The sequence below is a fragment of the Pseudomonas sp. GM41(2012) genome, assembly GCF_000282315.2.
Taxonomy (GTDB): Bacteria; Pseudomonadota; Gammaproteobacteria; order Pseudomonadales; family Pseudomonadaceae; genus Aquipseudomonas.
In genome coordinates, this window is record NZ_AKJN02000006.1 from 43,974 (window position 1) to 60,016 (window position 16,043).

Annotated in this window: 15 protein-coding genes, 1 tRNA gene and 2 pseudogenes; 10 read left to right on the top strand and 8 right to left on the bottom strand. The window is 58.4% G+C overall.

Annotated elements, in window-relative coordinates; all coding sequences use genetic code 11:
- Window positions 1-274: 274 nt before the first annotated feature.
- Complete coding sequence (locus PMI27_RS32210; RefSeq protein ID WP_024164522.1) at window positions 275-403, bottom strand: hypothetical protein; 129 nt, start codon at window positions 401-403, stop codon at window positions 275-277.
- Window positions 404-564: 161 nt separating this feature from the next.
- On the opposite strand from PMI27_RS32210, the gene PMI27_RS25350 reads away from it, so the two are divergent.
- The 6 genes from PMI27_RS25350 (at window position 565) to PMI27_RS0229100 (ending at window position 5,091) form a co-directional block, all read left to right on the top strand.
- Window positions 565-1,323, top strand: coding sequence for a carbon-nitrogen hydrolase family protein (locus PMI27_RS25350; RefSeq protein ID WP_008150910.1), 759 nt, complete (start codon window positions 565-567; stop codon window positions 1,321-1,323).
- Window positions 1,323-1,766 carry a GNAT family N-acetyltransferase gene (locus PMI27_RS25345; protein ID WP_033053051.1) on the top strand — a complete coding sequence of 148 codons (444 nt, stop codon included), beginning with the start codon at window positions 1,323-1,325 and terminating at the stop codon, window positions 1,764-1,766. The genes PMI27_RS25350 and PMI27_RS25345 overlap by 1 nt, the downstream gene beginning before the upstream one ends.
- A gap of 126 nt (window positions 1,767-1,892) precedes the next feature.
- Window positions 1,893-2,534: a response regulator transcription factor GacA gene (gacA, locus tag PMI27_RS25340; RefSeq protein WP_008015884.1), complete on the top strand. Its 642-nt coding sequence runs from the start codon at window positions 1,893-1,895 to the stop codon at window positions 2,532-2,534.
- Window positions 2,535-2,536: 2 nt separating this feature from the next.
- Window positions 2,537-4,360: an excinuclease ABC subunit UvrC gene (uvrC, locus tag PMI27_RS25335; RefSeq protein WP_008150906.1), complete on the top strand. Its 1,824-nt coding sequence runs from the start codon at window positions 2,537-2,539 to the stop codon at window positions 4,358-4,360.
- A gap of 32 nt (window positions 4,361-4,392) precedes the next feature.
- Window positions 4,393-4,953, top strand: a complete 561-nt coding sequence (gene pgsA / locus PMI27_RS25330) for a CDP-diacylglycerol--glycerol-3-phosphate 3-phosphatidyltransferase (RefSeq protein WP_008150904.1) — start codon at window positions 4,393-4,395, stop codon at window positions 4,951-4,953.
- 62 nt (window positions 4,954-5,015) lie between these two features.
- Window positions 5,016-5,091 (top strand) — tRNA-Gly (locus PMI27_RS0229100).
- 157 nt (window positions 5,092-5,248) lie between these two features.
- On the opposite strand, the gene PMI27_RS25325 is transcribed toward PMI27_RS0229100, so the two are convergent.
- Entirely contained in the window at window positions 5,249-6,361 is a 1,113-nt protein-coding gene (locus PMI27_RS25325) for a CapA family protein (RefSeq protein WP_008147057.1), read from the bottom strand.
- A 105-nt stretch (window positions 6,362-6,466) separates the two neighbouring features.
- Here PMI27_RS25325 and PMI27_RS25320 point away from each other — a divergent pair.
- Window positions 6,467-6,758 (top strand): annotated as a pseudogene (locus tag PMI27_RS25320) (hypothetical protein); the annotation flags it as partial.
- Between the two features lie 63 nt (window positions 6,759-6,821).
- Here the strand turns inward: PMI27_RS25320 and PMI27_RS25315 are convergent.
- The 6 genes from PMI27_RS25315 to PMI27_RS25290 all read right to left on the bottom strand — a co-directional run bounded on the left by PMI27_RS25315 (window position 6,822) and on the right by PMI27_RS25290 (window position 13,650).
- Window positions 6,822-7,814, bottom strand: coding sequence for a LacI family DNA-binding transcriptional regulator (locus tag PMI27_RS25315; RefSeq protein WP_008145790.1), 993 nt, complete (start codon window positions 7,812-7,814; stop codon window positions 6,822-6,824).
- 75 nt (window positions 7,815-7,889) lie between these two features.
- Complete coding sequence (locus tag PMI27_RS25310; protein WP_008145791.1) at window positions 7,890-9,392, bottom strand: glycoside hydrolase family 32 protein; 1,503 nt, start codon at window positions 9,390-9,392, stop codon at window positions 7,890-7,892.
- Window positions 9,389-10,525, bottom strand: a complete 1,137-nt coding sequence (locus tag PMI27_RS25305; protein ID WP_008145792.1) for an ABC transporter ATP-binding protein — start codon at window positions 10,523-10,525, stop codon at window positions 9,389-9,391. Before PMI27_RS25305 ends, PMI27_RS25310 begins: the two co-directional genes overlap by 4 nt.
- A 27-nt stretch (window positions 10,526-10,552) precedes the next feature.
- Window positions 10,553-11,395 (bottom strand): carbohydrate ABC transporter permease, encoded by an 843-nt coding sequence (locus tag PMI27_RS25300; protein ID WP_008008788.1) that lies wholly within the window; start codon window positions 11,393-11,395, stop codon window positions 10,553-10,555.
- Window positions 11,392-12,354 carry a carbohydrate ABC transporter permease gene (locus PMI27_RS25295; RefSeq protein WP_008145793.1) on the bottom strand — a complete coding sequence of 321 codons (963 nt, stop codon included), beginning with the start codon at window positions 12,352-12,354 and terminating at the stop codon, window positions 11,392-11,394. The genes PMI27_RS25300 and PMI27_RS25295 overlap by 4 nt, the downstream gene beginning before the upstream one ends.
- A gap of 21 nt (window positions 12,355-12,375) precedes the next feature.
- On the bottom strand, window positions 12,376-13,650 hold the full coding sequence (locus PMI27_RS25290) for an ABC transporter substrate-binding protein (protein ID WP_008145794.1): 1,275 nt from the start codon (window positions 13,648-13,650) through the stop codon (window positions 12,376-12,378).
- Window positions 13,651-13,818: 168 nt separating this feature from the next.
- Between PMI27_RS25290 and PMI27_RS25285 the strand changes: the two genes are divergently transcribed.
- From PMI27_RS25285 to PMI27_RS32375, 3 genes and pseudogenes are all read left to right on the top strand, one after another.
- Complete coding sequence (locus tag PMI27_RS25285; protein WP_008145797.1) at window positions 13,819-15,387, top strand: carbohydrate porin; 1,569 nt, start codon at window positions 13,819-13,821, stop codon at window positions 15,385-15,387.
- 221 nt (window positions 15,388-15,608) lie between these two features.
- A pseudogene (locus PMI27_RS0229105) lies at window positions 15,609-15,890 on the top strand (OprD family outer membrane porin); the annotation flags it as partial.
- Window positions 15,809-16,024 carry an OprD family outer membrane porin gene (locus PMI27_RS32375; RefSeq protein WP_443200775.1) on the top strand — a complete coding sequence of 72 codons (216 nt, stop codon included), beginning with the start codon at window positions 15,809-15,811 and terminating at the stop codon, window positions 16,022-16,024. The pseudogene PMI27_RS0229105 and the gene PMI27_RS32375, both read left to right, overlap by 82 nt.
- Window positions 16,025-16,043: the final 19 nt, after the last annotated feature.

Genomic DNA, 16,043 nt, shown 5'->3' on the forward strand with positions numbered 1-16,043 from the left:
GACAATTGGCCGGATTGGCTGCGTGTGTGTGCTTGCCACCTGTGGGTGACCGATCGGAGGCGGCAGGCTGTCCCGAGCGGAGGCTGCTAAATCGCCAGGCGGTAAAACTGTCGTAACGGTAATAAGTGGCGTAGTTCATTGTTGAATCCTCTGGTTGTCTGGTGTGTCGCTAAAAATGTGTGGGGCTGGAAAAACAAAACCCCCGGTCGGGAAGCCGACCGGGGGTTGAGAAATCTCTGGTGGCGACCCGTTTAAAGTGGGCGCCGTGTGGGTATCAGGCGCGCCAGTGGCTAAACCAATACCCAAAATAAAAGCTGACCGGAGCACAAACGTCATTCACCCGGGCAGCCGCCACCGAGCGCAGGGCGCTGACGGTACGAAGCTGTGAGAGGGCGTTGAACATGGTTTTGTCTCCGATGAGTGCGCCGAGCTTACGCGAGGCCGGTACGTGGTTTCAATCAGAAAATGCTATCGATCACCGGCGGCATTTTCTATCGCTTGAGTGCGTCACCGGTTGTGACACACTTTGTGCTTCGCTTATATACAACGTCACAAGGACGAATCATGACGCCACTGATCATCGCCGCTGCTCAATCGATCTCCATCGCCGGTGACCTTGCCGCAAACATTGTGTGGCATCAGCGCTTCATGCAAGTTGCCGCGGAGCAGGGCGTGCAATTGCTGGTGTTCCCGGAGTTATCGCTGACCGGGTACGAGCGTGGGCTTGCGGCTGAATTGGCCATTGCGCCAGACGCCGAGGTTCTGCAACCGCTGCGGGATTTCGCGCGGGAAGTCGGTGTGACGACTGTCGTCGGGATGCCAATTCGCCTGTCGGAGGATTCGCCGGTATTGATTGGGGCGTTGGTGTTGGGTGCTGATGGATCGCTCGGGATCTACAGCAAGCAGCATCTGCATCCAGGCGAAGAAGTGGCATTTGCACCGGGAACCGGCGGTTCGACCCTGACCGTAGGTGCTGATACGGTCGCGTTGGCGGTGTGCGCGGATTTCTCTCACGCCAGTCATGCAGCCGCGGCGGCGCAGCAAGGCGCCGATCTCTATGCGGCGGGCGTGCTGATCACGGAAAACGGCTACGCCCCGGATACCGCGTTGTTGCAAGGCTACGCCAGCGCTCATTCGATGACGGTCCTGATGGCCAACCATGGCGGTGCAACGGGTGGCTGGGAATCGGCAGGACGCAGCGCGATCTGGGCGTCGGACGGTTCGCTGATTGCGGCCGCACCGGGTACAGGCAATCTGATGGTCGTGGCTCGCCGCGATGCTGACGGTTGGAAGGGGCAATTAGTGGAGGTTGCATTGGGGTGATGGTATTTGAATTACGTCCGGCGACATCCCGGGATCTCGACTTCGCTCGTGAACTGACCCGCAACAACATGCTGCGCTATTACATTCAGCACGATCTGCTGTGGCAGGACGAAGGGTTCGATGTTGGCTGGGCAGGGCGCGAGAACTGGTTGATTGTGAGTGGCAGTACCGTGTTGGGCTTTTTCAGTCTGAGTCGTGACGCCAAAGCCCTGTACATCCGCGAACTGCACGTCCTCGAAGCGTTTCGGGGGCAGGGCGCCGGCTCCTGGACGATTGATCAGGTATTCGCCATGGCGTGCAAGGAACGGCGTCCGGCATTACGTTTGACGGTTTTTGAAAATAATCCCGCGCAAGCGTTGTATGAGAGAAAGGGACTGAAGGTGGTCGGCACGGACGAGTGTTTCCTGAGAATGCAGCGCGATATCGATGCCTCGCCCGGCTGAAACATGCATGCGACAAGCCTTTCAAGATGTATTGAAACTTTTTATATGACGCTTGCCGCTAGGTCTGCCAGTTGCTTTTTGCTAAGGTGTCGGCAACCCAATAAGACCATTTCGCGAGGTGTCTGCTTGATTAGGGTGCTAGTAGTCGATGATCATGATCTCGTTCGTACAGGCATTACACGAATGCTGGCTGACATCGATGGCCTGCAAGTAGTCGGCCAGGCTGAGTCAGGCGAAGAATCCCTGCTCAAGGCGCGTGAGTTGAAACCCGATGTGGTGCTGATGGACGTCAAGATGCCCGGCATCGGCGGTCTTGAAGCCACACGCAAATTATTGCGCAGTCATCCGGATATCAAAGTCGTCGCGGTCACCGTGTGCGAAGAAGACCCGTTTCCGACGCGGTTGTTGCAGGCAGGGGCCGCGGGCTATCTGACCAAGGGTGCCGGACTGCCGGAAATGGTCCAGGCCATCCGCCTGGTGTTTGCCGGGCAGCGCTACATCAGCCCGCAAATTGCACAGCAACTGGCGATCAAATCCTTCCAGCCGACCAATGATTCGCCCTTCGACGCCTTGTCGGAGCGGGAAATCCAGATCGCGCTGATGATTGTCGGCTGTCAGAAGGTCCAGATCATTTCCGACAAACTGTGTCTGTCGCCAAAAACCGTGAACACTTACCGTTACCGCATTTTCGAAAAGCTTTCGATCAGCAGCGATGTCGAGTTGACGCTGTTGGCGGTTCGTCACGGCATGGTCGATGCCAGTCTCTGAAAATGACTGAAGTCTTCGATCCAAGCGCCTTTCTGTCGACGGTCAGTGGGCGTCCCGGTGTGTATCGCATGTTCGACAGCGAGGCACGCCTGCTCTACGTCGGCAAGGCCAAGAACCTCAAGAATCGCCTGTCGAGTTACTTCCGCAAATCCGGTCTTGCGCCCAAGACCGCGGCGCTGGTCGCGCGTATCGCTCAGGTCGAAACGACGATTACGGCCAATGAAACCGAAGCCTTGTTGCTTGAGCAGACGCTGATCAAGGAGTGGCGTCCGCCCTACAACATCCTGCTGCGCGACGATAAATCCTACCCCTACGTCTTTCTCTCGGATGGCCAGTTCCCTCGCTTGAGCATCCATCGCGGTGCAAAAAAGGCCAAGGGCAAGTATTTCGGCCCTTATCCCAGCGCCGGTGCGATTCGTGAAAGCCTGAGCCTGCTGCAGAAGACGTTTTTCGTTCGTCAGTGCGAAGACAGCTATTACAAGAACCGCACGCGTCCTTGCCTGCAATACCAGATCAAACGCTGCAAGGCGCCCTGTGTCGGGCTGGTGGAGCCCGAGGTGTATGCCGAAGACGTACGGCACTCGGTGATGTTCCTTGAGGGGCGCAGCAATGCGCTGACGGATGAGTTGTCCGCAGGAATGGAAGAGGCGGCGATCAACCTCGAGTTCGAGCGTGCGGCCGAGCTGCGGGATCAGATCTCATTACTGCGCCGGGTCCAGGACCAGCAAAGCATGGAAGGCGGGACGGGCGATGTCGATGTGATCGCAGCGTTTGTCAATCCGGGTGGTGCTTGCGTTCATTTGATCAGTGTGCGTGGCGGGCGGGTGTTGGGGAGCAAGAACTTCTTTCCGCAGGTGGGTATTGAAGAGGACGTTTCTGAAGTCATGGCGGCGTTTCTCGGCCAGTACTTCATCAGCAGTCCCGAGCGCGACTTGCCCAGCGAACTGATCGTCAACGTGGTTCACGAAGACTTCCCGATCCTGATCGCGGCCATCGATGAGCTGCGCGGTCGCGAATTGACCATCAGTCATCGGGTTCGTGGTACGCGAGCACGCTGGCAACAGTTGGCGGTCACCAATGCCGAGCAGGCCCTGGGAGCGCGACTGGCTAACCGTCAACACGTTGCTGCACGCTTCGATGCCCTGGCGGAAGTGCTGAACCTGGACGAACCGCCACAGCGCCTGGAGTGTTACGACATCAGTCACTCCAGCGGCGAAGCGACCGTGGCATCCTGCGTGGTGTTCGGTCCCGAAGGTCCGATCAAGTCCGACTACCGTCGCTACAACATTGAAGGCGTCACCCCGGGCGATGACTACGCCGCGATGCATCAGGCCCTGACCCGACGCTTCAGCAAGCTGAAGGACGGGGAGGGCAAGCTACCGGACATTTTGCTGGTGGACGGTGGCAAGGGGCAGCTGTCCATGGCCCGCGACGTGCTCAATGAACTGGCCGTGCCGGATCTGATTCTGCTGGGCGTCGCCAAGGGCGCCACGCGTAAGGCCGGTTTCGAAACCCTGTACCTGAATGATGCTGCCCACGAATTCACCTTGCGCGGTGATTCCCCCGCGCTGCATTTGATCCAGCAGATACGCGACGAAGCTCACCGTTTCGCGATTACCGGGCACCGCGCCCGTCGTGGCAAAACTCGCCGCACGTCTACGCTTGAGGGCGTAGCTGGCGTCGGGCCGACACGTCGCCGCGATTTGTTGAAACATTTTGGTGGATTGCAGGAGCTGTCTCGTGCCAGCATCGAAGAGATCGCCAAAGCACCCGGGATCAGTAAAAAGCTCGCAGAGTTGATTTATGCCAATCTGCACAGCGAGTAGAATGCCCCCTCACCTCGTAGCCAGTTGTGCCGATGAATATCCCTAATCTGATTACCGTACTACGCGTCCTGCTCATTCCGATCTTCATTTTACTGTTCTACCTGCCGTATCAATGGAGCTACCTGGCGTCCGCCTCGGTGTTCGCATTTGCCGCCGCCACAGACTGGCTGGATGGGTATCTGGCTCGCCGACTGGAACAAAGCACACCGTTCGGGGCTTTCCTCGATCCCGTGGCTGACAAGCTGATGGTCGCCGTTGCGCTGGTATTGCTGGTGCAAGAACATGGCAACCTGTGGCTCACACTGCCGGCCGCCGTGATCATCGGTCGCGAGATTGTCGTCTCGGCACTTCGCGAATGGATGGCCGAACTCGGCGCTCGTGCTCACGTCGCGGTGTCGAACCTGGGTAAATGGAAAACCGCCGCGCAAATGCTGGCGCTGGTGATCCTGCTGGCCAATCCGTCGGACTTTACGTTCTGGGTGCTGCTGGGTTACGCCTTGCTGCTGATATCCGCGGGCCTGACGTTGTGGTCCATGGTCCAGTATTTGCGCGCTGCCTGGCCGCATCTGAAGACCGACGTGGAAAAGAAATAAACTTTTTTGAATCAAGGGGTTGACGGGGCTTCTGGATTCTATAGAATGCGCCACACCAAGACGCGGGAATAGCTCAGTTGGTAGAGCACGACCTTGCCAAGGTCGGGGTCGCGAGTTCGAGTCTCGTTTCCCGCTCCAAGCATTAAAAAATGGATCTCTGAAAAGAGGTCCATTTTTTTCGTCCAAAGAAAAGTTTTTCTTTGGCTTTTCCCTCGACATCTGCTGAAAAAACATACCCCGCCTTGGATAGGGTGGGGGTTGGTGGAGCGGTTACTTTAGTCGTATCCAGACGCTCCTACCAACGCAACTCGAAAGCATTTTTTGCGCCCGGCTGGATGCTGCTGCCCAAGCGTGCGCACTCGCGAGAAAGGGTGTCGTGCAGCCATTGACGGTCATCCCCTTCGGCGCGACAAATGCGATAGCGACGCACGCGGGTGGGTATCAGGTCCAGCGACTGCAGGTGCCCGCCCGGGTCCAGCGAGGCAAAGTACAGAAGCCCCAGATCGCCGCGAAAGGCTGTGTGGCCCTCGATGCCTTCGTAATCGTTCAGTAGATCACCGCAGCCATAGAGAATCAGGCGTTCGTGGTACACCTCGATGCCCTTGACGTGGTGCGAGGAATGCCCGTGCACCACGTCAACTCCGGCCTCGTCGATCAAGGCATGGGCGAACCGGACCTGCTCGCGCGGGATATCGAACCCCCAGTTGCCGCCCCAGTGAATGGAGGCGACCACCAGATCCCCCGGATTTTTGCCCTCGAGAATCCGTTTGGCCACAGGGCGCAGGCTTTGCATCGACAAATCTTCCAGTCGCGCGACGCCCGCGCGCCTATCCGTGGCGGCCCAATCCGGCGCAATGCCGCTGTCGGGTGCACCGAGGCCAAACACCAGCAAGCGCCGCCCGCCAGGCTGCGGCAGCACGGCGGGCGCTTCGGCAGATTGCCGATTGTGCCCGGCGCCAGCGCTGCACATACCGTTGCTCGCCAGGGTATCCAGCGTATCGGCCAGCCCGGTTGCCCCCCAGTCCAGCACATGGTTGTTGGCCAGCACGCAGCAGTCGATGCCGGCTGCGCTGATGGCCGGGAAGTTCTCCGGGCTCATGCGGTAATTGATGCCCTTTGGCTCCGGTCGTCCGCGGCGGGACACCGCAGTTTCCAGATTGATGATGCGTGCGTGTGGCCGACGAAGTTCGAACTCTTCCAGCGCAACGCCCCAGACATAGGTAAAATCGGCTGGGCATGGAATCGAGCCACTGAGTCTTTCTGCCAGCCGGACGTAGTCGCCGGCATTCTTGACGTAAGCTTCGTAAAGCCGCGGATCACCAGGATGCGGCAGTACTGAGTCGATGCCGCGGGCGGTCATGACGTCGCCGGCGAGAAACAGCTTCAGCGTATCGGTAACAGTTGCCATGGCACCCTCCCACGCAAACTGGGGACAGTCCCCGATTAGCTCACCTGCGGCTCCATCACTACAATCATCACGCCTCAACTATAGCCAGGTTCCCAACGTGTCTAAGACCAGGGTCGTTCGGCCGCTGGCAGCATCGTTGACAACCATAGCTGGCGCTTCGTCAACGACGTGCCGACCGGCATCTACACCATTCCGGAGATCAGCTCGATCGGCAAGAACGAGCAGGAGCTGACTCAGGCCAAGGTACCGTACGAAGTGGGCAAGGCGTTCTTCAAGGGCATGGCGCGTGCACAGATCGTCGGCGAGCCCCAGGGCATGCTGAAGATTCAGTCCGCGAGACCCTGGAAGTGCTGGGCGTTCACTGCTTCGGTTATCAGCGTCGAAGATCGTTCACTTGGACAGTGAGCCGAGGTAGCGGGAAATGTCCTGCCTGGGTCATCGGATTTTCTGGCGCAATCTGTCATAGCGACGCCCTATCCACCAATGGACAATCGACTGGCTGGGCTCCCGATACCTCGAGGGCCTCGATCAGGTGCCGGGCAGCATTGCGACCGATCTCGTAGTACGGCAGTTGCACTGTGGTCAGCGGCGGGATGAACAGTTCGGCAATGCCGATCATGTTGTCATAGCCGAGCACGGCGACATCGTCGGGAATTTTCAGGCCCCGGCCCAACAACAGCTGATAGGCACAGAAGGCAATGCGGTCGTTGCCACAGATCAGAATGTCGAATTGGGGGCGACCCTCAATGATGTGCCGGTCGAGGATGGCTGCGGTTTCGCCATAGGCATCATGATCAGAAAGGTCGTATTGCAGGAGTGCGTCAGGCGCCAGGCCGAATGCCTGACAGGCACGCTGCAAGCCTTTTTGTCGCAGGTCCCAGGCCAGACTCTGTTTTGGCAGATTGATACACAGAGGGCGCCGATAGCCTTGGCTTAACGCGTGATGTACGGCTCGATACTGCCCCTTTTCGTCGTCTGGCACATAACTGACCAGGCGACTGTCATCGGCCAGGCAATTGGCGAGTACCAGTGGTTTGCTCTTCAACCGCTCGGGAATGCTCACCTGGCGCAACCCCATGGCGCTGAAGATCAATCCGTCGGGACGGTGCGATAACATAAGGTCGATGTTCTGGTCGGTGGGCGGGTTGCTCAACAGGTTAAGGATGAACACATTCCAACCCGCCTGCTGCGCGGTCTGTTCGATGGACAGCAGCAATTCGACCGCGAACGGTGTGGTCGCGGTGTCCAGCGCGAACACACCGATGGTTCGCGACTGGAGGTTGTCGCCGCGCATCTTGCGCGCCGACAGGCTCGGTACGAATTGCAGTTCATCAATGGCACGACGCACCCGCAGAAGGGTTTCGGGGCTCAGTTTTTCCGGGTTGTTGAGCGCGCGAGAAACCGTCATCAGGGACACGCCGGCCAGTTGTGCAACGTCTTTCACTGAAGTCATGCGAGGCGAGGCCGGTCAGGTTGACGCAGAATCATGACACAGGGCCCGGGCTTCTCGCGACTCGAATGACGCTGCTCATAGCCATCCCGAGGCCAGAGGCCATGCCTTGGGAATGCAGACACGCCCGCCACTTCCGCTGGCCAGCAGCTTCACGCCCAGGCTGTCGGGCCGCGGATAGAGGCGACTGCTGAGGCTGAAGCGCCCGTTTTCGTCGAACACCTCGATGGACGAGCGATCGAGAAACACCCGCAGTTCCAGTTGCCCTTGTGTCGGGTCTATCGCCACGCTGCGCTGACCGCTGACTTGCGCACCCGAGCGGCTACGGTCAAGCACCAGGCGCTGCAGCGCAGCATCGTAGTAAAGCAGGGTTTGTTCATGACCATCATCGCTGCAACGCAAGGCGATTCCGAGGTGGTCATCGGTGCAGCCGAGCAGATCCAGATGCACATGGATTTCGAGCATATCGCCATTCACTTCCGGCACCCAGCGGGTTCCCGACTCACCCCACCAGAGCGTGCCCGGCAATGGCGCCTGGCGCAGAGCGGTGAGCTCCCGTGCCGGATACACGCAAAGGCGATCGGCGCACAGGTCAAGTTCGCGCGGCAAACCGAGCATGCCGCACCAGTGATGGGCCTGGCTCGGCATCGGGCTTTCCCACATGTCGAGCCATGCCCACACAAGACGTCGACCATCGGCGGCCAGTAGCGTTTGCGCGGCATAGAAATCGTGGCCGTTATCCAGCTCGATAAAAGGCCCGCCGGTGAAGTGCCATTCGCTGTCGAGGCGGCCCACTCGATAACCGGTCTGGTATTTGTTGAGCCGCTCGTAACCCTGGGGTTGCATGCCTTGAGGGGAGTAGAGCAGCACATCGCGCCCATTCAGCCGGAACAGATCCGGGCACTCCCACATATAGCCATCGCCCTCGCTGCCGCTGGCCACATAATCGAGGAACTCCCAGGTGTGCAGATCGGTGGAACGGTACAGCGGCAGCAGCGGTTTATCGCCCAGGCGTGCGCCGGCAATCAGATACCAACAGTCATCCTCCTGCCAGACCTTGGGGTCGCGAAAGTGCATGATCGTGTCTTGAGGCGCGGTCTCGATGACGGCGCCATGCTTGATGAACCGGATGCCGTCGGTACTGGTGGCCAGGCACTGGACTTGACGGATCGAGCGTTCGTCACCCACTTCCCCTAGCCAGGTGTGCCCGGTGTAGATCAGTGCCAGGGTATCGCCACACACCACCGCGCTACCGGAAAAACAACCGTCACGGTCGAAGTCATCGCCGGGCGCCAGCGCAATGGGCAGATGCTGCCAATGGACCAGATCGGCACTCTTGGCATGCCCCCAATACATCGGGCCCCATTTCGCTTCGAAGGGGTAGTGCTGATAGAAAACGTGGTATTCGCCGCGAAAGTACACTACCCCGTTTGGGTCGTTCATCCAGCCCGCCGCAGGGGCAAGATGATAACCGGGTTGGTAATCGTGGATGACGCGAGACAGGCCATCATTCAGCGCATGCTGCGCAAGCTCAAGGGTAGCGGACATCGGATCGTTCATGGAATTCAAAGCCAAGGTCATAGGGCTGCTTCTCGTACCGAGTGCAGCGGGACGTCGTCTGCCAGGGCCTGTGGGTAGCGTTTCAAGGCTGTGCCATCGGCGTCGAACAGGTGCAGATTGCCGGGGTCCAGCTGCAGCTCGACCTGATCGCCCACTCGCCATCCGGCGTTGACTTCACAACGACAGATCAGTGGTTCGTCCTGACCGGTATCGAGGTGCACATAGGTTTCGCTGCCCAGATACTCGACCGCGGTCACAACGACGCCGGCGGTTCCATCCGCTGCCTTGAGCGACAGGTGTTCCGGGCGAATTCCCAGGCTCAACTGTGCGTCCGCCGCCAGGTTCGAGCTGTCAAAGGGCAGGGAACTCATCCCCAATACGGGGGTATGAACCAGGCTGGTTTTACCTGGCGCATGCAGGCGCGCCGCCAGAAAGTTCATTCTGGGCGAACCGAGAAAACCGGCGACAAAGCGACTGGCCGGGCGTTCATAGAGTTCGCGCGGTGAGCCGACCTGCTCGATGCGACCGCCATTGAGCACGACAATTTTGTCGGCCAGGGTCATCGCTTCAACCTGATCGTGGGTGACATAGATCATGGTCGAGCCCAGCCGATCATGCAGCCGGGCGATTTCGTTGCGCATCTGCACCCGCAACGAGGCATCCAGGTTGGACAGCGGCTCATCGAACAACAGAATGTCCGGTTCCCGCGCCATGGCTCTGCCCATGGCCACACGCTGACGCTGCCCACCGGACAGTTCCTTTGGTTTGCGTTGCAGCAGTTTGTCCAATTGAAGGATTTGCGCTGTTTTCAGCACGCGTTCGCTCAGGCTGCTCTTTTCAGTCTTGGCCAGTTTGAGACCAAAGCTGATGTTGTCGTAGACGCTCATGTGCGGGTACAGCGCATAAGACTGAAACACCATACCGACGCCACGCTCGCGCGGTTCCAGGTCGTTGACCCGACGCCCGTCGATCAACAGGTCACCGCCGCAGATCGAATTCAGGCCGGCGATCAGTCGTAGCAGGGTCGATTTTCCGCAGCCCGAAGGGCCGACGAACACCACGAATTCACCCGTCGCGATTTCCAGGCTGACGTCGCGAAGAATCCGCATGCCGCCCAATTGTTTGTTCACGTTGTCCAGTTTCAATTTGATCACGATGCTGTTCCTTGTCTTTGTTGGGCATCAACCCTTTAACGCGCCGGCAGTGAGACCGGAAACGATTCGGCGCTGGAAGATCAGCACCAGAATCACCAGTGGGACGGTGACCAGCACCGAGGCGGCCATCAACAACCCCCAAGGCAACTCATGGGGGCTGCCGCCGGAAATCAGGGCGATGGCCACCGGCACCGTGCGTTGCGTGTCGGTGAGAGTGAAGGTCAGGGCAAACAGGAACTCGTTCCACGCTGCGATGAAGGCCAATAAGCCGGTGGTGACCAGTGCAGGCCAGAGCAGGGGCAACAGCACCCGGGTCAGCGTGACCCATGGGGACGCGCCATCCATGATTGCCGCTTCTTCCAGTTCATGGGGCAGTTGCCCCATGAACGTGGTCAGCACCCAGACGGTGAAGGGCAGGGTGAAAATCGTGTAGCTCAGGATCAACGCCCAGGACGTGTTGTACAGGCCCAGGGCGCGGATCACTTCGAACAGCCCCGACAGCACCGCGACCTGGGGAAACATCGACACGCCAAGGACCATCATCAAGACCGTGCCACGCCCACGGAACTTCACCCGGCCCAAGGCATAGGCGGCGGTCAGGCTGAGGAACAGCGCCAGCGTCACCACGCACAGCGCAACCACCAGCGAGTTACCGATCGCCCGCAGGAATGAGGCTTGATGGAGTACCGCCGCGTAATTGGAGAAGTCGGGGTTATCGATCCAGTAGCTCACCTCGAACAAGGCGCTGGACGGCTTCAGCGAAGTCACGATGGCGTAGTAGAAAGGGAAGACCGCATACAGCAGCAGAACCCCGATCAGACACCAGAATCCGAGACGCAACAGTGATTTTTTCAGTAGGCGCAGGTTCATGACCGGACCTCCAGTTGACGGCGTCCGAGGTAGAGATAAAGCATGGCGATGACCGCAACCACCAGAAACAACAGCGTCGAGGCCGCGCTGCCGTAACCGACGTCCTGGAACTCCACGAGGTGCTGGCGGGCATACACCGACATGCTCATGGTGCTCGACGAGTTCGAGGTCAGCACATAGATGACGTCGAATACCCGCAGCGAGTCGAGGATGCGGAAGATCGCCGCCACCAGCAGTGCGGGCATCAGCAGGGGCAGCGTGACACGCCAGAACACCTTCAGCGGATGAATGCCATCGACCCTGGCGGCTTCGTAGCAATCGCTCGGCAACATCTGCAAGGCCGCCAGCATCAGCAGCGTGACAAAAGGCACGGTCTTCCAGACGTCGACGATGATCACCGCCCACATCGACAAATCCGCATCTGCCGTCCAGGCCAGGGGCGCGTCAATCAGGCCAAGGCTCAGCATCAGGTGATTGATGATGCCGAACTGGTCGTTAAGCATCCATGACCAGATCTTCGCCGAGACAATGGTCGGAATCGCCCAGGGAATCAGAATCAACGCACGTACCAGAGAACGTCCGGTGAACTTGATGTTTAGCAGTAACGCCACCAGCAGTCCCAGTACGACTTCCAGTCCCACGGACACCACGGTGAAATGCAAGGTGTTGCGCACAGCGTTCCACCATTGAGGATCGACCAGGACGCCCGACCAGGTGGAACCGTTGTGGAACAGATAATTGCCAAAGCCTATGAAGGTTCCGCCACCGGTGTCCGCCAGGTTGGCGTCGGTCAGGCTGAACCAGAATGTGCGCAATAACGGCCAGGCCGCCACCAGGGCCAGACACAGCAACATCGGCGTCAGAAACAGCCAGGCAGCGCGTACTCGGCGACGTTGTACGGGCGTTTCCCTGGTGAGCAGAAGCTCGTCACAGGGGGCATGGGTAGTAGAGACAGACATGGTGATTTCCTTCCTTGTGGCTTACCAGTTCCGGCGTTTGATGCGCGTGAGTTCGCTTTCCAGTTCGGCCAGCGCCTGATCGACAGGCAACTCGCCCGCGAGCACGCCATGCACTCGATCGAAGAACGCATTGGAGACCCGTGGATAGCGATCGGCAGTGATGGAGGCGGGGCGCATCACCCCATCGTTGAGAATGCTGTGCAACTGAGCGTAATAAGGCATTGCCGCGAGCAGTTCGGGATCTTGATACAGCGACTCGATAACCGGGTTATAGGCGCCTATCAGGGCACGACGTTTTTGCTCTTGGGCACTGGTCAGGTAGCTCACCAGCTCGGCGGCAAGTTTTGGATGGGCGCTGTAACGCGATACCGCCAGGCCCCAGCCACCGAGAGTGGATGCATGGGTGCCGGCTTCGCCGCCGCGGGGCAGGGGAGCGACACCGACCTTGTCTTTTACGGCACTGTCCTGACTTTGAACCAGGGCCCAGACATACGGCCAGTTACGCATGAACAGCGCATTTCCCGACTGGAATACGCCACGTCCTTCTTCCTCGGTGTAATTGAGCACGCCCCGCGGGGAGATGTCTCCGACCCAGCTTTTCGCCAGGGTCAAAGCTGTCCTTGAGGCCTGATTGTTGACCACGATGTCGCCTCGTGAATTGACCAGTCCGCCTTCCGGTTGGCTGCTGATCCACTCCAGCGCATTGCACGTCAGGCCCTCGTAGGCGCGCCCCTGAAATACGTAACCCCATGCATTGGGATTCCCGGCAGTGCGCTCGGCCTGTTGAATACTCTTGGCGGTAGCGGTCATTTCCTCCCAGGTCTGTGGCACCTGCTGGTTGTACTTCTCGAGCAAGTCCTTGCGGTAGTACAGCAGACCCGAGTCGGTAAACCACGGCATTGTCACCAGCCGTCCGTTCACCGTGGCGTTATCCACCTGTGCCTGGAAGTAACCTTGGGTCGCGTTAGCGGGAAGCACCTCGCGCAGATCCATCAGATGTTTGGCCAGCATCCCCGGCCACACCATATCGATTTGAATGATGTCGATGTCGCTGGATTGCGCACTGAGAATCTGTTGGTAGAACGACAACCGCTCGGTTGCCGAGTTAGGCGTGGAAACCACCTCGACGTTGTTGCCAGTCTGTTTCGACCACGCCTCGACAGCCTCCTTGCAGAGTTGCAGTTCCGCACCTACCGCACCGCACGAGATCGTTAAATCGGCTGCGCTCGAGAGAGATGGAAGCCCGGCGCAGAGGGTGAGCAGCGCTGCTGGAAGGAGAGATTTCAGCTGTTTCATAAAGCCCTCTTTATTTTTGTTTTTAGAGAAGTTAACGTTAACATCGCCAAATGTAGCAGCGTATTTGCGATGAGGCATCCTTTTTTTCGTCGATTTTGACAATTGATACCTAAGGAAAAAAGGCCGGTCGCGGGAACAAAACAATAAAAACAAAACAGGGAAATCCACATGCAGAAAGCATCAAGCTGGCTACTCGCAGGCGTGCTCGGCACCTCGGCGGCGACCTCTCAGGCCGCGACTCTGGAAGAACGCATGGCCGCGTTTGAAGCCCGTGCCAGCGCCGCGGAAAAGCGTGCGGCCGCAGCCGAACAGCAAACCCAGGCGCTTGCCAGGGAATTGCAGCAGATCAAACTCGCCGCTCCCGTCTTGCAACCCGCCGGGTCCACTGCGACAGCCATTTCGGCGCCTGCTTTGGACACCCGACTGGCAAAACTCGAAGCCCGTCAGCAAAGCATGGAAAAGCAGGGGAGTACCGGAGGACACCTCACTGACGGGTTCAGCTTCAAGGGTTACGCTCGCTCCGGATTACTGATCAACGATGGACTGGGGGGTGGACGTGGCGGTCCTTATACAACCCCGGCCGGGTCAGTCGGTGGCGCCGTCGGGCGACTCGGCAATGAAGACGATACCTACATGCGCATCGACCTGTCGAAAGAGGCCTATGCGCAGAACGGCACCCATTCCAAATTCACGGTTTCCATTGCCGACGGTGTGGAAAGTTCCAATGACTGGACGGCCGATGAGAGCAACCTGAACGTGCGTCAGGTCTTTACCGAACTCGATCATCTCGCCGCCTTCAAGGGGAGCTCGGTGTTCGAAAACTCCACGTTGTGGGCAGGCAAGCGATTCGATAGGGACAATTTCGATATCCACTGGCTGGACTCGGACGTCGTCTTTCTGGCCGGCACCGGAGGTGGAATCTACGATGTGCAGATGAATAAAAACTGGCGGTCGAATTACTCCTTGATCGGGCGTAACTACGGGGATTTCAGTGAGGGCGGTATCAATGCCGATGTGGAAAGCTACATCCTGACCTCTAACCAGTTCTTCGATAATGGTCAGTGGCAGTGGATGTTCAATGGCATTGGCTCAAAGAAAAACGACATCGGCACCCGCACCAATGAAGCGGGTCTGACGCCTGCGGATTCCGGCTTGCACAGCATGCTGGCCAATCACCAGAAAGACTTTTTCGGCAGGGAAGGCTTCTTCAAAATGGCGCTGCTCTATGGGCAAGGTCTGGGGGCAGAAGTCAAAAACATTGGCTCGGATGGCGAACTGATCGACGACGCCCGCGCTCTGCGGCTGGCGCTTTACGGCGAGACACCCCTTGCACCTGGCTGGCGAGTCGGCCCCAGTTTGCTGGCCGAACAGAGCAAGGATCGATACGTCAAAGGTGATGACTATCGCTGGATGACACTGAACGTGCGTTTGGCCAATGAAATCAACAGCAATTTCGAGATGGCCTACGAGTTGAGCTGGCAAACCATGAACCTCGACCCCAAGGGCTACCTGCAACGTAATGCGGTCGACGGCAACTTCTGGAAATTCACTATCGCCCCGACATTCAAACCTGACGTTGGAGACCTGCTCACACGTCCTGAATTGCGAGTATTCGCAAGCCTCATGAACTGGTCTTCGGACCTGGACCGATACAGTTCCACAGACAACTTCGGCAAGTCGGACTTCAACGCCGGAGGTGTATGGCAGTACGGCATACAGATGGAAACCTGGTTTTGATATCGGCTTCATCTGCGACAGGTTCCGTGCTGTAACCAACCTTTGGCGTTTGTCGATCGTTCCGCTGCTCCACTTTACGTGCGTTGGCGCAGTAGTGTTGGTCGTGTTCAGCGTTGTCGCCTGGCCGAACTTTAAACGGCGCTCTCCCTGGGGGCTTGGCTCAAGGACTACAACCTGGCGCTCTAGCGAACCTGTTCGGCCAGGGCGCCTTCGATCTGTGGACCTTTAGTGGCGGCCAGGTGACCTCCAATGAAATCGCCGGCCTGACCCTCTTTGGCGGCCAGTTTCGTAGCAACAGCCCACGCAACGACGCGAGCATGGAAGACATGTTCATGAACGGCAAAGCCGCGTTCACCTCCGACCGTTTCAACTTCGGCGGCGGCGAATACAGCTTCAACGACAAGCGCACCCAGATCGGTCTGTGGTACGCCGAATTGACCGATATCTACCAGCAACAATATGTCAACCTCACCCACAGCCAGCCCGTGGGCGACTGGACTCTGAATTATCACCGCTGATATATCGGCTGAAAAATCTCAGCGTTAGATGGCGAAATTCGAATGTTCGCAGGGGTTTCAGCGCCAATGAGTTTGATGAAAACCGGATTTTTATTAATTATCCTATATCGTTATTGTGACGAAAATTCTGCACGCTCA